A 19,943-nucleotide genomic window follows, 5' to 3' on the forward strand; every position below is an offset into this window, starting at 1 on the left:
GCCGCCGCCGACCACTGACCGCCCCCGCCTCCGCAGCCGTCGGCTCAGACCGTGCGGGCGTTCTCGGCGGCGCGGGTGATGCCGCGGCACATGCCGCCGAAGACGCGGTCGTGGAAGGGCCGGAACACCCACCAGTAGGCGTGGCCGGCCAGCCCGCGCGGATGGAACAGCGCCCGCTGCTCCAGCACGCTGCGGCCGTCCTCCGCGCTCACCCTCAGTTCGAGCCAGGCCAGGCCGGGCAGCCGCATCTCGGCCCGCAACCGCAGCAGCCGGCCCGTCTCGATCTCCTCGACGCGCCAGAAGTCCACCGTCTCCCCGATGCGCAGCCGGTGCGGGTCCCGGCGTCCGCGCCGCAGCCCGACGCCGCCCACCAGCCGGTCGAGGACGCCGCGCGCCCGCCAGGCGATCGGGAAGGAGTACCAGCCGCGTTCTCCGCCGATCCCTTCGATGACGTCCCACAGCCGCTCCGGTGGAGCGTCCGCCCGGCACGATCGTTCGTCCGTGTAGAGGCTGCCGCCGGCCCAGTCCGGGTCCGTCGGCAGCGGGTCGCTCGGGGCGCCGGGGGTGCTGGCCGACGACCAGCGCGTGGCGACCTCGGCATCGCGGACCCGGCGCAGTGCCAGCTCGACCGAACGGTCGAAGCCGGTCGGCCCGTCCGGCGGTGGAGGAACGTACCGGCTGATGTCGTTCTCGGTGCACACGACCTCGTTGCGCAGCGACTCCACCAGCGGGCGCGCGAGCCCGCCGGGAACCGGGGTGATGGCTCCCACCCACAGGCTCGACAGGGACGGGCTCAGCAGCGGGACCGGGATGATGACGCGCCGGTTGAGCCCGGCCACTGCGGCGTACCGGCGCATCATGCCGGCGTAGGTGAGCACGTCCGGCCCGCCGATGTCGAAGCCGCGGTTCACGTCGGCGGGCAGGTCGGCGGCCGCCACCAGGTAGTGCAGGACGTCCCGGATGGCGATCGGCTGGATCCGCGTATGCACCCACCGCGGCGTGACCATCACCGGGAGCCGCTCGGTGAGGTAGCGGAGCATCTCGAACGACGCCGACCCCGAGCCGATGATCACCGCGGCGCGCAGCCACACCGCGGGCACCCCGCTGTCGAGCATGATCTTGCCGACCTCGGCACGGGACCGCAGATGCGGCGACGGTCTCTCCTTCGGATCCATGCCGCCGAGGTAGACCAGCCGTCCCGCCCCCGCGTCCCGCGCCGCCCCGGCGAACGTGCGCGCCGCCCGGCGGTCGTTCTCGGCGAAGCCGCCCGCGCCGCCGATCGCATGGATCAGGTAGTAGGCGACGTCGACACCGTCCAGCGCGCGCCGGGTCGCCTCCGGATCGGTGGCGTCGGCCTCCACGATCTCCACTCGTCCGGCCCAGGGATGATCGCGCAGTCGCCGCGCCGAACGGGCCATGCACCGCACCCGGTGACCGGCGTCCAGCAGTTCGGGGACCAGCCGCCCCCCGATGTAGCCGCTGGCTCCCGTCACCAGGCACAACTTCCGGCGGTCCGCGCCCTGCCCGCGTTCGGGCATGGCCGACGCATCACCGCCGTTGGTCATTCTCCCCCCTCGGTCGGACGCTGCCTACCCAGGGTCTGGCGCGCACAACGCACGGTGACCGGATTTTGCCGTAGCCGGAGACGACGTCACCCCGACCGGCGCCGGCCCGGTCCTGGAGGGGATCGGCCGCAGGGCTGCCGGTGCACGCGCTGGCGGCGGCGCTGGCCGAGGCGGACGACGTGCTGGAGCCGCAAGTTTTGAAGCGGTTTGTCCCAGGGCACGGGTGTGTGCATGACCCCGCCCATGCCGCCGCCCGGACCCGCCGCCGAGGCGGGGCACCCGCGTCCGCGGCTCGCGGTGTCCAGCTGCCTGCTCGGCGCGCCGGTCCGCTACAACGGCGGCCACAGCCGCGACCGGTTCCTCACCGGCCCTCTCGCGCACCATGTCGACTGGGTCCCGGTCTGCCCGGAGATGGAGATCGGCCTCGGCGCGCCCCGGCCCACCCTGCGCCTGCTCTCCGACGGGCATCTCGTCACCAAGGACGGTTCCGCCGATCACACAGGGGCGATCACGGCGCTGGCGGACGACCGGCTCTCCGACCTCGCGGACGTCGACGGCTACGTGTTCAAATCCCGCTCGCCCAGCTGCGGGCTGATGAACCTGCCGCGCTACGCGTCCGGCAGGCCCGGCGAACGCACCGACGGGCAGCCGGTGGACCGCCGCGGCCGCGGCCTGTTCTCCGACCGCGTCATGAGCGCGCTCCCCGACCTGCCCGCCGAAGAGGACGGACGGCTCAACGACCCCATCCTGCGCGAGCACTTCATCGAGCGCGTCTTCGCCCAGGCGCGGCTCCGCGAGTTCTTCGAGCACGACTGGCGTCCGCGGGACCTGGTCGCCTTCCACACCAGGCACAAGCTCCAGATTCTCGCGCACGACCCGTCCGCCTACCGGAGTATGGGACGGATCGTGGCACGGGCGGGCACCGGCGACCGCGACGATCTGGAATCGGAGTACCGCCATGCCTTTGCCGCCGCTCTCGCCATCCGTCCGAAGCGCGGCCGCAACGCCAACGCGCTCCTGCACGTCCTGGGCCCGCTGAGCGAGCACCTGAACCAGGCCAGGCGGCAAGACATCGTGGCCGCCGTCGAGTCCTACCGCCAGGGCGAAGCCCCGCTCAGCGTCCCGGTGGCGCTGCTGCGCCACCACGCCGAAGGCGAAGAACTCGCCTACCTGGCCGAACAGACCTACCTGGACCCCTTCCCGGCCGACCTCGTCCTGCGCCACCACCTCTGAACCACCGCTCTCCGGTCCGTACCCGGTTCGTGCCCGTGGGTCATGCGGGGCGGCGGCGCCGGTGAGCGCGCTGGCGGCAGGCCGGACCGCAGTAGCGAGGCGGCCGCCCGGTGGCGCGGACACGCAGCCGCGCGCCGCATTCCATGCAGTATTTGAGGTCGGCGGTTTCGTGTCGCGAAGAGAACGAGTCACGGAACGTTTCGTCTTTCGTGACGGCTCGGGGGCGTAAGCCGTCCAGCAGTAGCCGCACCAGTTGCGTGCCGCGTGCCTTGTCCCGATGTGCCGAACGCACCGCGGCACCACCGATGGTCAGTGCAGAGATGTCCTCGGTTTGAACATCGGTGCGTATCGCACCGGCGTGTTTGGCGTCGTGTACCAGGCGCTCCAGCGCCTCGAAGAACCGCTGCCTCGCCCCGGCCAGCATGGCGTGCGGCCAGCCTTCGTCAGTTGTGAGCGCGTCGCAGACGTGCTGGCGGCCCGCCGAGGTCTCGATCACCTCGAGTACGAATCCGAACAGCGCGTCTCCGGGGGCGGTACGGGCGGCCCACCGGTCGGCGGCGGCCACCAAGACCTCGACGTGTTCGGCGAGCACCGCCTCGACCAGGATCTCCTTGCTCGGGAAGTGCCGGTAGACGGTCCCGGCGCCGACCCCGGCGCGCTGTGCGATCCGGCCGAGTGAGACCTGCATCCCCTCCTCGGCGAACACGCGCAACGCCGTGCGCAGCACGATCTCCCGGTTGCGGCGCGCATCGGCGCGCCCGGCATGGGCCGCCCCTGGTGATGCCGTCATGTCACGAAATCCTTGTCTGCGGCGCAGAAGCGGGTGGAGCATTCCGGATCATCTCAGCATCCCCCGCCATTTCTGGAAAGGGCCCCATGACCACCGCGACACCGGCCGACCCCGATTCCCCGATCCTCGTCACCGGCGCCACCGGCAAGCAGGGCGGCGCCACCGCCCGGCGCCTCCTCACCACAGGACGACCGGTCCGCGCCCTGGTGCGCGACCTGACCGCGCCCGCCGCTCGCGAGCTGGCCGCCTTGGGCGCCCAGCTCGTCCCCGGTGACTTCGACGACCCGGCGAGCCTGCCGCCCGCACTCGACGGCGTCACCGCCGTGTTCGGCATACCACCCGTGGCCTTCGGCCCGGCCGGACCCGAAACAGAACTCGAGGCGACCCGCGGCCGGGCCCTGATCGACGCCGCGGCCGCAGCGGGTGTCGAGCAGGTCGTGTTCAGCACCGTCGCCTCCACATCGGGTGCGACACGGGGCAGGGAGGGGAAGCTGCTGATCGAGGACTACCTGCGCGACCACATCGCGCGGCCCACCATTCTGCGTCCGGTCCGGTTCATGACCAACTATCTCGGCGTCATGGTGACCGGCCTCGACGGCATCTCCCACGGCGTACACCGGCACGTCTTCCCGCCGCACGAGCCCATGCAGATCATCGCGCTGGAAGACGTCGCCGAGTTCGCCGTGCTCGCGTTCGCCGACCCGGCCCGGTTCGCCGGCCGGACCCTGGAACTGGCCGGAGACGAACCGACCCCGGTCGAGGCCGCCGTCGCGATCACCGAGGCCACCGGCATTCCGATCCGGTACGAGCAGCTCACGGACGGCCAGGCCGCCGCGCTCAACCCGCAGATCGCCGAGACACGAAGGAACTGGCAGGCCGGTCACCGCTGGCACGCCGACATCGAGACACTGCGCGTCATCCACCCCGGCCTGCGCACCCTGAGCGACTGGCTCACCGAGTCCGGTGCCGCCCTACTCCGCGCCCACCTCAGCAAGTCCTGACGCAGACCAGTGCCGTTGCCTCCTGACTACGGCACACCCCTCTTGCCGAGGGGCTCCAGGAGGGTGCTGTCGCGGTAGATGCGGCGGGTGCCTTCGAGGGAGGCAGCGGTGAAGCCGCGGATGATCGGGCAGGCGGCGCGGGGTGCGGGCCGGGTGGTCACACAGCGGTGCACTACCTGACGTTCGAGAGCGAGGGCGTTGGTGGGCGTCGCCGCCCTGGTCAATCTTGGCGATGACGGGGCCGTGGGAGCCAGTTCCGCTGTCGAGAGCCGGGGGCCGGGGGAGAGGGGGGCCTGGCCATGTCGCCGTCCCCACACCGACAACGGGGTCTGCGTCGAACGCCACTACACCGTGCAGACCGCCGCTGCGGACCTATGTATGATCATATCTTCAGATGAGCAGGTGTTGACTGGACGGCCGCGCATCCGAGGTCTTCGGTCTGTCCCTGGCGAACGTTGAGCAGAACGAGGTCGACGCCTCGGAGGGGAGATGCGATGGGCGCGGGACACGGGCACGGGCATGGCCAAGTCGTCGGGCAGGCCGCCGGGCACGCCGGGGGCCGCCACCGGTGGCGCCTGGGGGCGGCGGCCGCCCTGGTCGGCTCGTTCTTCGTGGTCGAGCTGGTCTACGGGCTGCTGTCGGGGTCCCTGGCACTGCTGTCGGACGCGGGGCACATGGCCGCGGACGTGGTGACGCTGACCGCGGCGCTGGTGGCGACCAAGATGGCGACACGGCCGGACGCCACCGGCCGCCGTACCTACGGGTCCTATCGCGCCGAAGTGTTCGCCTCAGGGTTCGCGGTGCTGGTGATGCTGGGCATGGCGGTCTACATCGGCGCCGAGGCCGTGTCCCGGATCGGCGAGGACGCGGAGGTGTCGTCCGGCCCGATGCTGGTCGTCGGGGCGCTCGGTCTTGTGATCAACCTGGTCGCGCTGGTCATGCTGCGTGCGGGGGCGTCGGAGAGCCTGAACGTCAAGGGCGCCTATCTCGAGGTGATGGCCGACACGGCCGGTTCCGTCGGAGTGATCGTGGCCGGCGTCCTGGTCGCCGCGACCGGGCAGGTGCTCTTCGACACCGTCGTCGCCATCGCGATCGCCGGTTTCGTGGTCGTGCGCGCGGTCGCCCTGGGACGGCAGGTGCTGGCCGTGCTCGGGCAGCACGCCCCCGAGGGCCTGGACGTCGATGCCGTGGCCGGTGAACTGGCCGCCATCGGCGGTGTCCGGAACGTCCACGACCTGCACCTGTGGACGCTGACGTCGGGCATGCACGTGGCCACCGCGCACCTGGTGACCGAAGAGAAGGCCGACAACCACGCGGTCCTGGACCAGGCCCGCGACCTTCTGCGCGAGCGCCACGGCATCGCCCACGCCACCCTCCAGGTCGAGCCGGCGTCCCACAGAGGATGCGACGAAGTCGGCTGGTGACGGCCCCCGCCGCTGTCCGGCCCCCGGCGGGGACCGGACAGCAGGGTGCTCCAGTACGAACCAGACGACCTCCGGAACGCTGAGCAGGCCGGTGACGGAGTGGACGAAGCGCCCTCCGGCGACCGGCCTCGCCAGCAGGACCATGCGACGCCGAACAGATCCGGCCACCGCCCAACATGGCGGACGCCCGGCGTCCCAATACCTGATCTTTTGCGCCAGGGCGACAGGGGAGTCGTTACGCCGGATGTGGTGTGGCGGGGTTCAGGTACGGCGTGAGCAATTCGTCGGCAAGGCGGCGGGCGGCGCGTTCGGGCAGGCCGTCCTCGATCATCCGGCTGAGGGTGTAGACGATCGACTGGACGAGTTCGGCGGTCCGGTCGGGGTCGCCTGCGCCGTGGTCGGCCAGGGCCGTGCGGAGCGGCGTCTGGAGTTCGTCGTGGAGTAGCCGGCTGGAGTTGGCCAGCGCGTCGGTGCGGCCGGTGGCCGCGAGGGCGCGGGCCAGCGCGTGGTCCCCGCGGGCGACCAGGCGGAGGTTGGCGTGGACGTAGGCCAGCACCCGGTCGCCGGGGGTCCCGGCCTTTCCCATCCGCGCTCTGACGTAGGCGGACCAGCGCGGGAAGGTGTCGACGATGAGGGCGTCGAGGAGATCGTCCCGGGACGTGAAGTAGGCGTAGACGCTGGAGCGGGCGAGCCCCGCCCGGCGGGCGACCGCCGCCATGCTCGGGGCCCGCTCGGCCTCCTCGGACAGCAGGCTGCGCGCGGCGTCGAGCAGGGCCGCCCGCTGCGCGGCCCGATGCTCGGCCACGGTCGGCGCCTGGATCTTCGGCACGCGGCCCCCTTCCCCGGCCCGCCGTACCCGCCGGACGGCCCGGCCGGGGCGTCAGGCGAGTGCGGTGAGGCGCCCGTCGATCATCTCGTACACCGTGTCACAGTGTTCGAGGACGTCGTGGTCATGGGTCACCATGACGGCCGCCACGCCATGCTGCCGCGACTCGCGGGCGAGCAGCCGGACGATCTCGTGGCTGCGCGCGCGGTCCAGGGCGGCGGTGGGCTCGTCGACGAGCAGCACGCTCGGCTCGGTCACGAGGGCCCGGGCGATGCCGACCCGCTGACGCTCCCCGCCGGACATCTGGTGCGGGTGCCGACCGGCCTTGTCCGCCATCCCCACGTCCTCCAGCAGTGCGAGCGGGTCGCGGCCGGAGCGCGCGCGGCGCGGCCGGAACCGCAGCGGCAGCCGGAGCTGGTCGAGGGCGCTCAGCGCCGGGACCAGGTTGCCGGCCTGGAAGACGAATCCGATGTGGTCGCGCCGCAGCTTCGCCCTGGCCCGCGCGCCCGCGGCCGTGAGGTCGAGCCCCGCCACCGTGACCGTGCCCCGATCCGGGCGGGCGAGTCCGCCGGCGACCGCGAGCAGGCTCGATTTGCCGGCGCCGGACGGGCCGACGATGGCGGCCAGCTCTCCCGCGCGCACCGAGAGGTCGACGTTGTCGAGAGCCTGGACGGTCTCACCGCCGTCGCCGTGCCGGAGGCAGACGCCCTCCAAGACCAGTCCCGGGCGCTCCGGCGCGGTCGCGCCGTCCTCGCGCGGCCCGGCGGCCGGTGCGGGCTGGTGGGTCATCGGTTTCCTCCAAGGGCGGTGGCCGGGTCGATGGACGCGATCCGGGCGACGGCGGCCCCGGCGCCGGCGAGCCCGAGCAGGACCAGCCCGGCGGCGGCGGTCGTGATGCTGGGCGCGCTGAGGGCGAACGGCGCCCCGCCGCCGGTGACGAGCGAGCCGAGGCCGACGCCGATACCCGCGCCGATCGCGACGGCGGCCAGCAGCAGGATGAGCGCCTGGGTGAGCGCGTCGCGCAGCAACCAGCTCCTGGACGCGCCCATGGCGCGCAGCACCGCGACCTCGTGCTTGCGCTGGATCGCCCAGACGGCGAAGAACGCCCCGACGACCAGGGCGGAGATGGCGTACAGGAAACCCTGGATGAGCTGCAGCGTGGACGTCTCGGCCGTGTAGCCGGGCGAGGCGCCGTAGGACTCCTCCAGGGTGAGGCTCTCGGTGCCGGCGGCCGCGTCCCCCGCGGTGAGATCGACCGAGGCGCCGGGCTCGGCGCGCACCGCCACCGCGGTGATCTCCCGGGTGGCGTGCGCGGGCACCGCGTCGCCCGGCGCCGCCCCGGCCTTGATCCGCTGCCAGGTCGGCAGCGGTACGTACGCCACGTCGACGTGCCCGAAGGTGTGCTGCCCCTCCAAGGCGCCGATGACGCGCAGCTTCGTGCCGAGCCGGTCGACGGTGATCGTGTCGCCGAGGCGCAGGCCGGCGTCCAGGGCCGTGCCGCTGACGACGATGCCGTCCGCGCCGTTGAGCCGCGAGCCCTCGCTCACCTTGGGGGCGAGGAACGACTCCGGCGCCACCCCGAACAGCGCGAGGTCGATGTCCACGCCCCGGTCGCTCTTGGCGTTGATGAGCGTGTTGCCGTAGGGAGCTGCCTCCGCCACGCCCGGCCGGCTCCGCCAGGCGTCCACGGCGGACATCTCCACCACACTCCGGGAGAAGGCGGAGTCGTGCTGGACGCCGCGTTCGAGCGCGAAGGACGTGACCGGGAGCTTCTGCAGCCCGGACACCCCGTCCCTGACCAGCCCCACCGACAGTCCGGACAGCATGACCATGAGGACCGCGATCAAAGCGACGACGGCGCCCATCAGCCCGAACCGGACCTTGGCGAACCGCAGCTCGCGAACGGCGAGGAACATCAGCCCCACACCCGCGTTTTTGTCGACATCATGTCGATAACATACCAACACCGTGTCGCCAACTTGTCGCGGTCCCCGAGGTCCGTCGTCTCGGTGCCGCCTGAGGTGGTCGATGCGAAGCCCGTGTCACGACCACCGGCACCCGCGGCCAGCGCGTCGCGCACCGCGTCGCCGGCGAACTCGGTCGGCGCCCGGCCGTTCTTGCGCTCCAGATCTCCCGGCGCGGCTGGAGCATTAAAGGGTAAATCGACATTTGGTTGCTCTTTATGCATGTGCCGGTTTTAAGTGACGCTCCGCGAGAATTACTGGCACGTCAGCCGTCCAAGAGGCCGACGCCGGGATTTAGGGGGCATCGTGAGCCAAGACGACAGGCGGGGCGCCGAGCAGGGCGCCACCGGGACGATGCGGAAGCGGGGCTCCGACGGGGGGTCGAGTGAACTCATCACTTCCGGCGGCAGTACCAGGATCGCCGACGCCGTCGTGGCGAAGATCGCCACCATGGCCGCCAGGCAGGTCGGCGGCGTGCACGAGATGGGCGCGGGCATGTCCAGGACGCTCGGATCGGTGCGGGAGCGCCTGCCCGGCATGACGGCCGACGACACCCAGGGCGTGGCCGTGCAGGTCGGCGAACATCAGGCGGCCGTCGACATCGACCTCGTCGTGGAGTACGGGCTTTCCATCCCCGACTTGACCGCCGCCGTGCGTACCAACGTCGTCAATGAGGTCGAGCACATGTGCGGTCTCGAGGTCGTCGAGGTGAACATCACCGTCGACGATGTCCATGTGGAGGGCGAGGATTCGGAAACGCGGTCGGAGGAGCCCCGAGTTCGATGATTGCCGGGTCGGACAGGGCGAAGTCGTCCCACCACCAACTCTGGTCCGTTCCGGACGAGGCACGGGATCCGGCCGGAGAAGGAGTGGGGGGCGAGGGGGACGCCTCCCGGGGAACGCGACCCAAGGGTGTGTCGGGCGAGAGAACCGACGCGGGGACGACCCGCGAAGACTCGGCACCCAGCAGCCGGGAGCCGCTCGCCGAACTGGCGGAGCGGGTCGGTGAGACGGCCCTGAAATGCCCGGACGTGCTGACCCTGACGGCCGGTCCGCGCGGTTGGATCGCGACCTACCGTGCCGGACCCCCTTTCACGGGGGTCGCAGTGCGCAAGGCGGCGATCGAGGTGGGGGTGGTCGTCCGGTACGGACGGCCCTTCGCCGAGATCGCCGAGGACGTCCGGCGTCTGGTGCGCCCGCTGGCCGGCCGGCGGACGGTGGACGTGCTGATCGGGGACGTGGCCGATGACGGTTGAGCGTCCCGCGGAGCCGAGGGAGAGATCGGGATGGATGTGAGAGTGCCGTGGCCCGTGATCGGCCTGGCCTTCGGGGTGGCCTTGGGGTTCGCCGGAGCGTTCGGTGGCGCCGGCCCGTTCTTCCTCGTCCTGTTCCTCGGCGCGCTCGGCTACGTGGTCGGCCGTGTCATCGAGGGCAGCCTCGACCTTAGACAGATCTTCTCTTCAGGAGGCTCGGGACGGCGGCCGCGATGACGAACACCGAACGAGGCAGGACGACGATCCGGGACCGGGCCGTCGCGCGCATCGTCGCGAAGTCCGTGCAGGATGTCGAAGCGTCCGGCGGACTCGGCCGGACGGTCCTCAGCGTGCCGGTGCCCGGGCGGCGTTCCGTTCGCACCGAGGTGCGGGTGGACGGGGACATCGTCACGGCCAAGGTGGCGCTGTCGGTGGCCTATCCGATGCCTGTGCGCGCGGTCGCCCGCCAGGTGCGCGAGAGCGTGCGCGAACGGGTGACGGAGCTGACCGGCCTGACCGTCCGGCAGGTGGACGTCGATGTGGCCGAGTTCGCACGCCCGGGTGCGGGCGAAAGGACCGTGCTGTGACCGAGCAAGCCGGTGCCCGGCCCGCCGTGGAGCCGCGGGCGGCCGAGACTCGCAAGGCCGACCGCGCGGCCAGGCACGCGTTCCGTTCCCGCCGGGTGGTGCCGGCCGTTGCCGGCGCGCTGTTGATGGCGGCGGCCGGCGTGCTGACCGCGATCGAGGTCATCACCGCAGCGCTGGACCGCCCGGCGCACATCTTCCCGTACGGGTGGGTGCGGTCCGCGAACTGGGACGACTGGTACGTACTCGCGATCTTCGCGGCCCTGGCACTGATCGGCGTCTGCTTCGTGCTGGCCGCCCTGCTGCCGGGCGCGTCCCGGATCGTCCCGCTGCACGGGCGGGATCCGAGCCTGCTGATGGGGGTGAGCAGGCGCGGGCTCAAGCGTGCCGTCGCCACTGCGGCCGAAGGGGCGTCAGGGGTGTCGGGTGTCCAGCGGGTCCGGCTGGGCCGCCGGCGGGTCATGGTCGTCGCGGAGACGCCCGTGCGCGAGCCCGCGGGGCTGGACGAGGGAGTCACCGAGGCCGTGCGCGATCGGCTCGACCGGCTTCGGCCGCTGCCCACTCGCTCCGTCGCGGTGCGAATCAAGCACAGGGAGGCGTGATGGACCGCCGTCCCGCGCACGTCAACCGCACTGGCCTGCTCCTGCTCGGCACTGTGCTCGCCGCCGCCGGGGGCGCCGGCTTCGCACGCGGCGTGGGCGCCTTCGGCGACGCACGATCCTCCTCTCCGGTGCTGACCGCGGAGGCGCGCCGCTTCGCCGATGAGAACAGCTGGTTCTGGCCGGCCGTGGCTGCGGCGGCCGTCGTCTTGGCACTGCTGGGACTGGCATGGTTGCTCATGCAGCTCCGTTCCGGCAGGTCGCGGGGCTTCATGCTGGAGCCGGACGCCGAGGCCAGCAGGACGCGGGTGGAGGCCGGAGCCATCACCGGCGCGTTGGAGGCCGAGATCGGCGAGTACCCGGGCGTGCGCACCGTGCGGGCCCGGCTGATCAGCTCGTCCAAGGGGTCCGAGCTTCGGCTGAAGGTCGCCTACGGCTCGGCCGCGGACCCCGCCGAACTGCGGCGGCGCATCCAGGACGAGGCGATTCCGCGGCTCTGCGCCGCACTCGAACGCGAGTCGATCCCCACCGTGGTGCGGCTGCACCCGCTGTCCCGGGAGCAGCCCGCGACCGTCATCTGACGCCCCGAGAGGAGCAAGGATGCCGCCGACGAAGGACACCGCGACCGAGCTGCGCAGCCGGGAGTGGTGGGACAACGAGGGCAATCCCGAGATGACCGCTCTGTACCTGGAGCGCTTCCTCAACTACGGCCTCACCGCCGCGGAACTGCAGGGGGGCCGGCCGATCATCGGCATCGCCCAGACGGGCAACGACCTGGTTCCCTGCAACCGGCATCACCTCGCCCTCGCCGACCGGGTCAGGGACGGGATCCGGGACGCCGGCGGCGTCCCGCTGGAGTTCCCCGTCCATCCGCTGCAGGAGACGGGCAAGCGCCCCACCGCCGCGCTGGACCGCAACCTCGCCTACCTCGGGCTGGTCGAGGTGCTGTACGGATACCCGCTCGACGGGGTGGTCCTGACGACGGGCTGCGACAAGACCACCCCCGCGTGCCTGATGGCGGCGGCGACGGTGAACCTCCCGGCGATCGTCCTGTCCGGCGGGCCGATGCTGAACGGCTACCACGCCGGCATGCGGACGGGCTCCGGGCTGGTGATCTGGCGGTCGAAACGCCTCCTGGCCAGCGGGGAGATCGACTACGACGAGTACATGTCGCGGGTGTGCGCGTCCGCGCCCAGCATCGGGCACTGCAACACGATGGGCACCGCGCTGTCGATGAACAGCCTGGCCGAGGCGCTGGGAATGGCCCTGCCCGGCTGCGCCGCGATCCCGGCCCCCTACCGCGAGCGGGCGCAGATGGCCTACGACACGGGCCGCCGGGCGGTGGCCCTGGTGCGCGAGGACGCCACCCCGCGCAAGATCATGACCTTGCCGGCGTTCGAGAACGCGATCGCCGTCGCGTCCGCCATCGCCGCCTCCACCAACGTGCCCATCCACATCAACGCCATCGCGCGCCACGCCGGGGTGGAGCTGTCCAACCGGGACTGGCAGCGGGTCGGCGCCGACGTCCCGGTGCTGGCGAACACCGCCCCGGCGGGGGAGTACCTCGGCGAGGACTTCTACCGGGCCGGCGGCGTCCCCGCCGTCATGCGGGCGCTGCTGGAGGCGGGGCACCTGCACGGCGACGCCATGACGGTCTCCGGCCGGACCGCCGCCGAGAACCTGGCCGACGCCCCGCCCGCCGACCCGGCGGTCATCCGCCCCGTCGACGACCCCGTCGCACCGCGCGGCGGACTCCTCGTCATGACCGGGAACCTGTTCGAGTCCGCGGTCATGAAGACGTCGGTCCTCACCGACGAGTTCCGGGCCCGCTACCTGCCGCCGCCCGGCCGCCCGCAGACGTTCGACCTCCGCGCCGTCGTCTTCGAGGGGCCGGAGGACTACCACGCCCGCATCGAGGACCCCGGACTGGAGATCGACGAGCACTGCGTCCTCGTCATCCGCTACACCGGGCCGATCGGCTACCCGGGCTCGGCCGAGGTCGTCAACATGGAACTGCCCACGGGGCTGGCGCGGCGGGGCGTCATCGCGCTCCCCACGCTCGGCGACGGCCGGCAGAGCGGCACCTCGGACGCCCCGTCCATCCTCAACGCCAGCCCCGAGGCCGCGGCGGGCGGGAACCTCGCCGTCCTGCGCACCGGCGACCGGATCCGCGTCGACCTGGACGGCGCGCGCGTCGACGTCCTGCTGTCCGACGAGGAGATCGCCGCGCGGTGGGCCGAGTACGCGCCGCCGGCGCTGGAGAACCAGACGCCGTGGCAGGAGATCTACCGCTCCACGGTCGGGCAGTTGGACGGCGGCGGCTGCATGGAGCTCGCCGTGGCGTACCAGGACATCGCACACACCAAGGGGATTCCCCGTGACTCGCACTGACGGCCAGGGCACGATCCTGATCGCCGACTACGACTTCGGCGACGTGGACATCGAACGCGCGATCATCGAGGGCGCCGGGTTCCGGCTCGTCGCCGCGCAGTGCAAGAGCGAGGACGAGGTGATCGAGCGGGGCCGGGACGCCGACGGCGTCCTGACCCAGTACGCGCGGGTCGGGGCCCGCGCCGTCGACGCGTTCACCCGCTGCCGGGTGATCGCCCGCTACGGCACCGGCGTCGACATCGTCGACGTCGACGCCGCGACCCGGCGGGGCATCCAGGTCACGAACGCGCCGAACGAATGGTGCGCCGAGGAGGTCGCCGACCACGCCGTCGCGCTCTGGCTCGCCGCCGCCCGCAAGGTCTGCCAGTACGACCGGGCGACGCGGCAGGGGGAGTGGCACTGGAAGACCGGGCAGCCGATCTGGCGGCTGCGGGGACGGGTCCTGGGCCTGCTGTCGTTCGGCGCCATCGCGCGCCTCATCGCCGAGCGGGCGCAGGCGTTCGGCGTCGAGGTCTGGGCGCACGACCCGTTCCTCGACGAGTCCGAGATGCGGTCCCGCGACGTGCGGCCGGTGTCCTTCGACGACCTCGTGGAAGGCGCCGACTACCTGGTGGTCCAGTCGCCGCTCACCCCGCGGACGCACCACACCTTCGATCGCGCGACACTCGGCAGGATGAAGCCGAGCGCCGTCCTCGTCAACACCGCGCGCGGGCCCATCGTGGAGGACGCGGCGCTCCTCCAGGCGCTCACCGAGGGCTGGATCGCCGGCGCGGCGCTGGACGACCTCGAAGAGGAACCCGCGAAGCAGCGCGACTGGCGGCCGCGCAACGCCCTCCTCGACCTGCCCAACGTGATCGTCACACCGCACGCCGCCTACTACTCCGAGGAGGCCGTCGGGGCGGTGCGGCGCATCGCCGCCGAAGAGGCCGTGCGGGTCCTGACCGGGCGGCCGGCCCGCTCCCCGGTCAACGACGTGACGCCCGTCCCCTGATGGCCGCGAGCCCGCAAAAACTCGTCCAACCCGCGCATGGACCCTCGGACGGGATGGAACGGGCGCGGTGCGGACCGCGAGTCGGAGGAGGAGTTCGCCATGCTCGATCCGGATCCGCCGTTCCGGCCGGTCCGCCGCCGGGACGGCTACCTGCCGCTGGAGGACCTGGGCCTGGTCGGGGACGGCGCGACGGCGGCCCTGGTGGGCCTGGACGGTTCGATCCCGTGGCTGTGCCTGCCCCGCTTCGACAGCGAACCGCTGCTGTGCGGCCTGCTGGACGGCGAGAACGGCGGCCACTTCGCCCTCACCGTCGAGGACCTGCGCGATGCCCGCCACTACTACGAACCGGACACCGCGGTGCTGGTGACCGAGATGCGCGGCCCGGACGGCCTGGTCAGGATCACGGACGCGCTGGTGCTGCGCGCGGGCGCGGACCTGTCCGACGACGCGGGCGCGAGCCGGGGGGAGCTCGTCCGCTCCGCCGTCGTCCTCGACGGGACCGCTCGCCTGCGGGTCGAACTGCGGCCCCGCGGCGGCGCGCAGGCCCGGGCCCTGGCCAGCGGGCTGGAAGTGCAGGCGTCCGGGCGCCCGGACCTGCGGCTGCATCTGCGGTCCAACCACCCGCTGGACGGCCTGAGCACCGTCCACGACCTGCGGCAAGGCGATCGCTTCGACGCGACGCTGTCCTGGGGACGCGTCCACCGCCACCACCGTTTCGAACCCGAGGCGGTACTGCGCGACACCGCGGCCGCATGGCGCCGCTGGATGCGGAACTTCATCTACGACGGCCCCCAGGAACCGCTCGTGCGGCGCGCGGCGATCACGCTGAAGCTGTGCGACGACTGGGTCAACGGGTCGCTGGTGGCCGCGCCCACCTCCTCGCTGCCCGCGCCGATCGGCGGAGTGCGCAACTGGGACTACCGCTACGCCTGGATCAGGGACGCGGCCTTCACCGTGTTCGCGCTGCGCCGCGTCGGGTTCGGCGGCGAGGCGGACGCCTTCCTCGGCTGGGTCCTGGACGCCTTCGAGAACAGCCGGCAGCCGCGGATCATGTACACCCTGCGCGGCGACCCCGTCCCCGAGGAGGTCCAGGACACCGGTCTGGAGGGCTACCGGCGCTCGGCTCCCGTGCGGTGGGGCAACGGCGCCGCCGACCAGCGCCAGCACGACATCTACGGCGAGGTCCTGGACTGCGCCGACCAGTGGCTGCGCACCGGCGGCGACCTCCACCCGGCGCTGTGGTCCAAGCTGGCGGAACTGGCCCGCACCGCCGAGACCGCGTGGCGCGAGCCGGACCAGGGCATCTGGGAGGTGCGCAGCGAGGGCCGGGTCTTCACCTATTCCGCCGGGATGTGCCACGTGGCCCTGGACCGCGCCGCCGGCATCGGGGAGCGCCTCGGCCTGCCCGGACCGATCACCACATGGCGCGCCGCGGCCGACAAGGTGCGCGAGCTCGTCCTGGAGCAGTCCTGGGACGAGGACGCGCAATGCCTCAGCGAGCACCTCGGCGGCGGCGGGAGCCTCGACGCCAGCCTGCTCGCACTCCCGCTGCGGAAGGTCGTCCCGGCGCGGCACCCGCGGATGGCGGCCACCACGGCGGCCGTGGCCGAACGCCTGTCCGCCGGGGACGGCCTGCTCTACCGCTACCTGCACGACACGTCGCCCGACGGGCTGCCCGGAGACGAGGGCGCGTTCCTGCTGTGCAGCTTCTGGCTGGTCGACAACCTCGCCCTGCAAGGCCACATCGAACGAGCCGAGAGGCTGTACGACTCGCTGTGCGCCCGGGCCAGCCCGCTCGGACTGCTACCGGAGCAGATCGACCCGTCGACGGGCACGTTCATGGGCAACTTCCCCCAGGCGTTCAGCCACATCGGCGTCATCGCCAGCGGCGTCACCCTCGCCCGAGCAAAGGCAGGCGGAACAACATGATCAACCGACTCGTCGTCTTCGGCGCCACCGGAGACCTCAACGCCCGCTACCTGCTTCCGGGTCTGGCCGCCCTGCGCGCGGCCGGGCATCTCGACGATGGCTTCCAGCTGATCTGCGCCGACCGGAAGGGCCGGACGGACGAGGAGTTCCGCGACTGGGCGACCGAGCAGCTCGACCGGCACGCGGCCTCCGCGCCCGCCGACGCGCGGCGGTGGGTCGCCGCGACCACCCGGTACCGGCGGGCGGACGCCACCGACCCCGCCGACCTCGCCTCCCTCATCGCGGGCGACGGCCCGGTCGCCCTCTACCTCGCCCTGCCCCCCGCGGTTTTCCCCGGCACCGTCACCGCCCTGCGCGGCGCCGACCTGCCGCCGGGAAGCCGGATCGTCCTGGAGAAACCGTTCGGCGAAGACCTGGACAGCGCCCGGGAGCTGAACCGGCTGCTGGCCGAGGTCGTCCCCGAGCAGGCGGTGTTCCGCGTCGACCACTTCCTGGCCATGACCACCGTCCAGAACCTGCTCGGCAGCCGCCTGGCCAACCGCGTGCTGGAACCCATCTGGAACAGTGCGCACATCTCCGAGATAGAGATCGTCTGGGACGAGTCCCTCGCCCTGGAAGGCCGAGCGGGCTACTACGACGGCGTCGGGGCCCTCAAGGACATGGTGCAGAACCACCTGTTCCAGGTGCTGTGCCTGGTGGCCATGGAACCGCCGCTCAGCCTCGGCGAGCGCGACCTCCGCGACCGCAAGATCGACGTGCTGCGCTCGATCCGCCCGTTCACCGACGAGGACGTCCTGCGCCACACCCGCCGGGCCCGCTACGCCGCCGGGCGCGTCGACGGCCGCGACGTCCCCGCCTACATCGACGAGGACGGCGTGGACCCGCACAGCCGCACCGAGACGTTCGCCGAGGTGGAACTGCACCTGGAAAGCTGGCGCTGGTCGGGCACCAGATTCCGGCTCCGCAGCGGCAAGGCGCTCGAAGCCGACCGCAAGGAGGTCAGGATCTTCTTCCGGCCCGTCCCCCACCTGCCCTTCGGGGAGGCCGTCCCCAACGTGCTCCGCTTCGGGCTCGACCCGGAGGACGTGACCCTGGACCTCACCGGCATCGGCTCCGGAGTGCGAACCCTCACGCCCCTCACCATGACCGCGCAGATGGAGCCGTCCGACCTGCCCGCCTACGGCCGGCTGCTGCTGGACGTCCTGCACGGAAACGCGGCCCTGTCCATCCGGGGCGACGAAGCCGAGCAGGCGTGGCGGGTCCTCGCGCCCGTCATGTCCGCCTGGTCCAGCGGCCGCGTGCCCCTGCAGGAGTACCCGGCCGGCTCCCGCGGCCCGGCCCCCGCAGGCGAGGAGACCTAAGGGCCGCCAAGCCGCCCCGCGTCCGAGACGCGCCGGGGGAGCACGTGACACCGTTCGCCTCTCGGCCATGCCGATCAGGAGGTACGAGCGGCCCAGAGCAGGGCTTTGTTTGAATTCGAGAGGAAAATAAACCTGCCGACTTCCCGCAAACCATTTTATCTGGTTTTCTCGAATCAAACGATTTTTCATAATGCAAGGCTAAAGTGCGGCCCAAACATACATGGTCATCTCTGGAGGGTGAGCCGGATGTGCCGGGGTAAGTCCGGTCCCGGGGGAGGAGATGCCGTTCATGCTGGAGGCGATGGCCGGTGATTTGGCCTACTACTTTGGGACGGTCCAAAAGGTCTTGGTCTCGATCGGCTTTGTAGTGGTGGTGGCCGTGCTCGTGATCGCAAGGGTCGTCACGGTTCGGCGGCGCACCAAGAGGCGTGGCCGGTAATGCTGCCGGGCCATGTTCGGGAACTGGCGGCGGGCGGTGACGCAGTCGGCGAGCCTCACGGGCTTGGCGGCTCACGTTGGGCGGCTCGGTAGCAGGTGACATAACCGGCGGCAGGCCGTCCTCGGCGAAGAACTGGCGCCGTAGCTGCGCCGCTCCCGCAGCAGCTTCCACCGCGCAACCATCACGTCCACCGCCCCCCTACTCTCCAACCCGTTCACGGAATGTGTGCCTTACGCAGCGTGCCAAGTACCGACGCAGGTCACTGTCACACGAGCAGCGCCTCGAGCTGCGGAAGTCGGCCGAACAGGTCGGGGAGGCCGCGCACCCCGTTACGCACGGACTCGTGCGACAGGGCGAGGTCAGGACCGGTGCTCGCCTCGACACCGCTGAGGCACCGGAGGATGTTCCACCTCGTGTGCCCCAGCCAGCCGCCGATCATGAACACGAACCAGCTTGGACCTGCCGGCGGCAGCACTCCGCCCCCCGCGACATAGCCGTCGAGAACCGAGCGGAAGATGGCGGGCTCGATGTCGTCGAAGCCGGGTCCCTTCGCGAGGCTCAGCGCGGTCGAGCCGAGCTCACCGGACAGGTCGAGCATCCCCGAGAGCTCCCAGTCGAGCACCACCGGCCGACCTTCTCGAGCGAGCAGGTTCCACGGTTGGACGTCCCTGTGAGTCAGCACGACGGGGCCCGGCCGTTCGCAGGTGTCGACGAAGTGGGCGATCCCGAGGAACGTCTCGACGCGAGAGGCGAGCTCGTCGGCCCACGGCTGCCCGGTCGCCGCCGCCCGCGCGGCGAGCTCGGGCCAGACCCGTGAGATCGGGTCCTCGATCGGCACACGGGGCCACGCGACGTCGAGCGCGTGGATGCGCGCGAGGATCTCACCGATCTCGAACGCGTACGCCGCCGGCACCGGCGCTTCGGGCACCTTCTCGCCCTCGACCCATCGGTGAACGAGCGTGTGGTGGCCGGCCGAGATCGGCTCTGGCATCGGAATGCCGGCGGCGAAGGCCGCCCGCTCGAACCTGAACACGTCCTCGGCGCGATAGGCCCAGCGGCGGTCGACCAGGTTCAACTCCTTCACCGCGAACGCCCCCTGGTCGGTGTCGAGCCGGTACATCCGGTTGGCGAACCCCCCGTGGACGCGGATCATCGGCCCGATCGGCGTGCCGAGATGCGAAAGGTTCACCCACGCACTCTAGGAGGTGGCTCAACTCCCGGTTGGGGTAAGCCGTTGCACGGCGTCCAGGCCGGGATGGACGATGGTGGGGTGGCCGTAGCCGAATTCGATTTCGGCGTAATGGCTGCGGTAGTCATCGGGCAGTTGCTTGTCCACGGATCGAGTCGTGCAACACACGCGATGACGCACGACACCGCCCTCACCACGGCATTCAGTTTCCGTCAGGACTCAAATCGCAGCGTGCTCGGCCACGGCGAACTCAGACCGGTTGACGGCCGATGACCGGGCGACGGCCGCCCTACTGGGTTGTCAATTGAGTCTGGTCTGCGGTGTCGACGTGCCGGCGACGAAGCGGCATGATCGGGGCGAGGTCGAGGCCGGGTGGGAGGGTGCCGAAGGCGGTGCCCCAGTCG

The 19,943-nt window shown here is 71.8% G+C and carries 23 protein-coding genes; 14 read left to right on the top strand and 9 right to left on the bottom strand.

What is annotated here, in order from left to right; genetic code table 11:
* Nucleotides 1-44: 44 nt before the first annotated feature.
* Complete coding sequence (locus ETD96_RS19945) at nt 45-1,538, bottom strand: SDR family oxidoreductase (RefSeq protein WP_138638000.1); 1,494 nt, start codon at nt 1,536-1,538, stop codon at nt 45-47.
* A 258-nt stretch (nt 1,539-1,796) separates the two neighbouring features.
* On the opposite strand from ETD96_RS19945, the gene ETD96_RS19950 reads away from it, so the two are divergent.
* Nucleotides 1,797-2,798, top strand: coding sequence for a YbgA family protein (locus tag ETD96_RS19950; RefSeq protein ID WP_240807899.1), 1,002 nt, complete (start codon nt 1,797-1,799; stop codon nt 2,796-2,798).
* Nucleotides 2,799-2,838: 40 nt separating this feature from the next.
* Here the strand turns inward: ETD96_RS19950 and ETD96_RS19955 are convergent, their stop codons facing one another.
* Entirely contained in the window at nt 2,839-3,588 is a 750-nt protein-coding gene (locus ETD96_RS19955) for a TetR/AcrR family transcriptional regulator (RefSeq protein WP_138637983.1), read from the bottom strand.
* A gap of 86 nt (nt 3,589-3,674) precedes the next feature.
* Between ETD96_RS19955 and ETD96_RS19960 the strand changes: the two genes are divergently transcribed.
* Nucleotides 3,675-4,589 (top strand): NmrA/HSCARG family protein, encoded by a 915-nt coding sequence (locus ETD96_RS19960; RefSeq protein WP_138637984.1) that lies wholly within the window; start codon nt 3,675-3,677, stop codon nt 4,587-4,589.
* Nucleotides 4,590-4,615: 26 nt separating this feature from the next.
* Here ETD96_RS19960 and ETD96_RS47620 read toward each other — a convergent pair whose 3' ends face one another.
* Nucleotides 4,616-4,750: a hypothetical protein gene (locus ETD96_RS47620; protein ID WP_274704628.1), complete on the bottom strand. Its 135-nt coding sequence runs from the start codon at nt 4,748-4,750 to the stop codon at nt 4,616-4,618.
* A gap of 333 nt (nt 4,751-5,083) precedes the next feature.
* On the opposite strand from ETD96_RS47620, the gene ETD96_RS19965 reads away from it, so the two are divergent.
* The gene (locus ETD96_RS19965) at nt 5,084-6,013 is read left to right on the top strand and encodes a cation diffusion facilitator family transporter (RefSeq protein WP_138637985.1); all 930 of its coding nucleotides are present in this window, start codon (nt 5,084-5,086) and stop codon (nt 6,011-6,013) included.
* 235 nt (nt 6,014-6,248) lie between these two features.
* Here the strand turns inward: ETD96_RS19965 and ETD96_RS19970 are convergent, their stop codons facing one another.
* Genes ETD96_RS19970 through ETD96_RS19985 form a run of 4 tightly spaced genes read right to left on the bottom strand, consistent with a single transcriptional unit; the run spans nt 6,249 to nt 9,027 of the window.
* On the bottom strand, nt 6,249-6,842 hold the full coding sequence (locus ETD96_RS19970; RefSeq protein ID WP_138637986.1) for a TetR/AcrR family transcriptional regulator: 594 nt from the start codon (nt 6,840-6,842) through the stop codon (nt 6,249-6,251).
* A 51-nt stretch (nt 6,843-6,893) separates the two neighbouring features.
* A complete protein-coding gene (locus tag ETD96_RS19975; protein ID WP_138637987.1) occupies nt 6,894-7,628 on the bottom strand; it encodes an ABC transporter ATP-binding protein in 735 nt (244 codons plus the stop codon).
* Complete coding sequence (locus ETD96_RS19980) at nt 7,625-8,755, bottom strand: ABC transporter permease (RefSeq protein WP_138637988.1); 1,131 nt, start codon at nt 8,753-8,755, stop codon at nt 7,625-7,627. The genes ETD96_RS19975 and ETD96_RS19980 overlap by 4 nt, the downstream gene beginning before the upstream one ends.
* Nucleotides 8,755-9,027, bottom strand: coding sequence for a hypothetical protein (locus tag ETD96_RS19985; protein WP_138637989.1), 273 nt, complete (start codon nt 9,025-9,027; stop codon nt 8,755-8,757). Before ETD96_RS19985 ends, ETD96_RS19980 begins: the two co-directional genes overlap by 1 nt.
* A 208-nt stretch (nt 9,028-9,235) precedes the next feature.
* Here ETD96_RS19985 and ETD96_RS19990 point away from each other — a divergent pair, with 208 nt between their 5' ends.
* The 11 genes from ETD96_RS19990 (at nt 9,236) to ETD96_RS44905 (ending at nt 18,350) form a co-directional block, all read left to right on the top strand.
* The gene (locus ETD96_RS19990) at nt 9,236-9,589 is read left to right on the top strand and encodes an Asp23/Gls24 family envelope stress response protein (protein WP_386871668.1); all 354 of its coding nucleotides are present in this window, start codon (nt 9,236-9,238) and stop codon (nt 9,587-9,589) included.
* A gap of 128 nt (nt 9,590-9,717) precedes the next feature.
* Nucleotides 9,718-10,059, top strand: coding sequence for an Asp23/Gls24 family envelope stress response protein (locus ETD96_RS19995; protein WP_138637990.1), 342 nt, complete (start codon nt 9,718-9,720; stop codon nt 10,057-10,059).
* A 30-nt stretch (nt 10,060-10,089) separates the two neighbouring features.
* A complete protein-coding gene (locus tag ETD96_RS20000; protein WP_138637991.1) occupies nt 10,090-10,293 on the top strand; it encodes a hypothetical protein in 204 nt (67 codons plus the stop codon).
* A complete protein-coding gene (locus ETD96_RS20005; protein WP_138637992.1) occupies nt 10,290-10,643 on the top strand; it encodes an Asp23/Gls24 family envelope stress response protein in 354 nt (117 codons plus the stop codon). The genes ETD96_RS20000 and ETD96_RS20005 overlap by 4 nt, the downstream gene beginning before the upstream one ends.
* A complete protein-coding gene (locus ETD96_RS20010; RefSeq protein WP_138637993.1) occupies nt 10,640-11,242 on the top strand; it encodes a DUF6286 domain-containing protein in 603 nt (200 codons plus the stop codon). The genes ETD96_RS20005 and ETD96_RS20010 overlap by 4 nt, the downstream gene beginning before the upstream one ends.
* Complete coding sequence (locus ETD96_RS20015) at nt 11,242-11,820, top strand: alkaline shock response membrane anchor protein AmaP (RefSeq protein WP_138637994.1); 579 nt, start codon at nt 11,242-11,244, stop codon at nt 11,818-11,820. Before ETD96_RS20010 ends, ETD96_RS20015 begins: the two co-directional genes overlap by 1 nt.
* Before the next feature lie 19 nt (nt 11,821-11,839).
* Nucleotides 11,840-13,630: an IlvD/Edd family dehydratase gene (locus ETD96_RS20020; RefSeq protein ID WP_138637995.1), complete on the top strand. Its 1,791-nt coding sequence runs from the start codon at nt 11,840-11,842 to the stop codon at nt 13,628-13,630.
* Nucleotides 13,617-14,621, top strand: a complete 1,005-nt coding sequence (locus ETD96_RS20025; protein ID WP_138637996.1) for a C-terminal binding protein — start codon at nt 13,617-13,619, stop codon at nt 14,619-14,621. The genes ETD96_RS20020 and ETD96_RS20025 overlap by 14 nt, the downstream gene beginning before the upstream one ends.
* Before the next feature lie 99 nt (nt 14,622-14,720).
* Complete coding sequence (locus ETD96_RS20030; RefSeq protein ID WP_138637997.1) at nt 14,721-16,550, top strand: glycoside hydrolase family 15 protein; 1,830 nt, start codon at nt 14,721-14,723, stop codon at nt 16,548-16,550.
* A complete protein-coding gene (locus tag ETD96_RS20035) occupies nt 16,547-17,911 on the top strand; it encodes a glucose-6-phosphate dehydrogenase (protein WP_138637998.1) in 1,365 nt (454 codons plus the stop codon). The genes ETD96_RS20030 and ETD96_RS20035 overlap by 4 nt, the downstream gene beginning before the upstream one ends.
* A 289-nt stretch (nt 17,912-18,200) precedes the next feature.
* On the top strand, nt 18,201-18,350 hold the full coding sequence (locus ETD96_RS44905) for a hypothetical protein (RefSeq protein ID WP_171069126.1): 150 nt from the start codon (nt 18,201-18,203) through the stop codon (nt 18,348-18,350).
* Nucleotides 18,351-18,615: 265 nt separating this feature from the next.
* Here ETD96_RS44905 and ETD96_RS20040 read toward each other — a convergent pair whose 3' ends face one another.
* A complete protein-coding gene (locus tag ETD96_RS20040) occupies nt 18,616-19,503 on the bottom strand; it encodes a phosphotransferase family protein (protein WP_274704630.1) in 888 nt (295 codons plus the stop codon).
* Between the two features lie 57 nt (nt 19,504-19,560).
* Nucleotides 19,561-19,686: a hypothetical protein gene (locus tag ETD96_RS47625; protein ID WP_274704629.1), complete on the bottom strand. Its 126-nt coding sequence runs from the start codon at nt 19,684-19,686 to the stop codon at nt 19,561-19,563.
* Between the last annotated feature and the right edge of the window lie 257 nt (nt 19,687-19,943).

It is taken from the genome of Actinomadura geliboluensis, from assembly GCF_005889745.1.
GTDB classification, from domain to species: Bacteria; Actinomycetota; Actinomycetes; order Streptosporangiales; family Streptosporangiaceae; genus Spirillospora; species Spirillospora geliboluensis.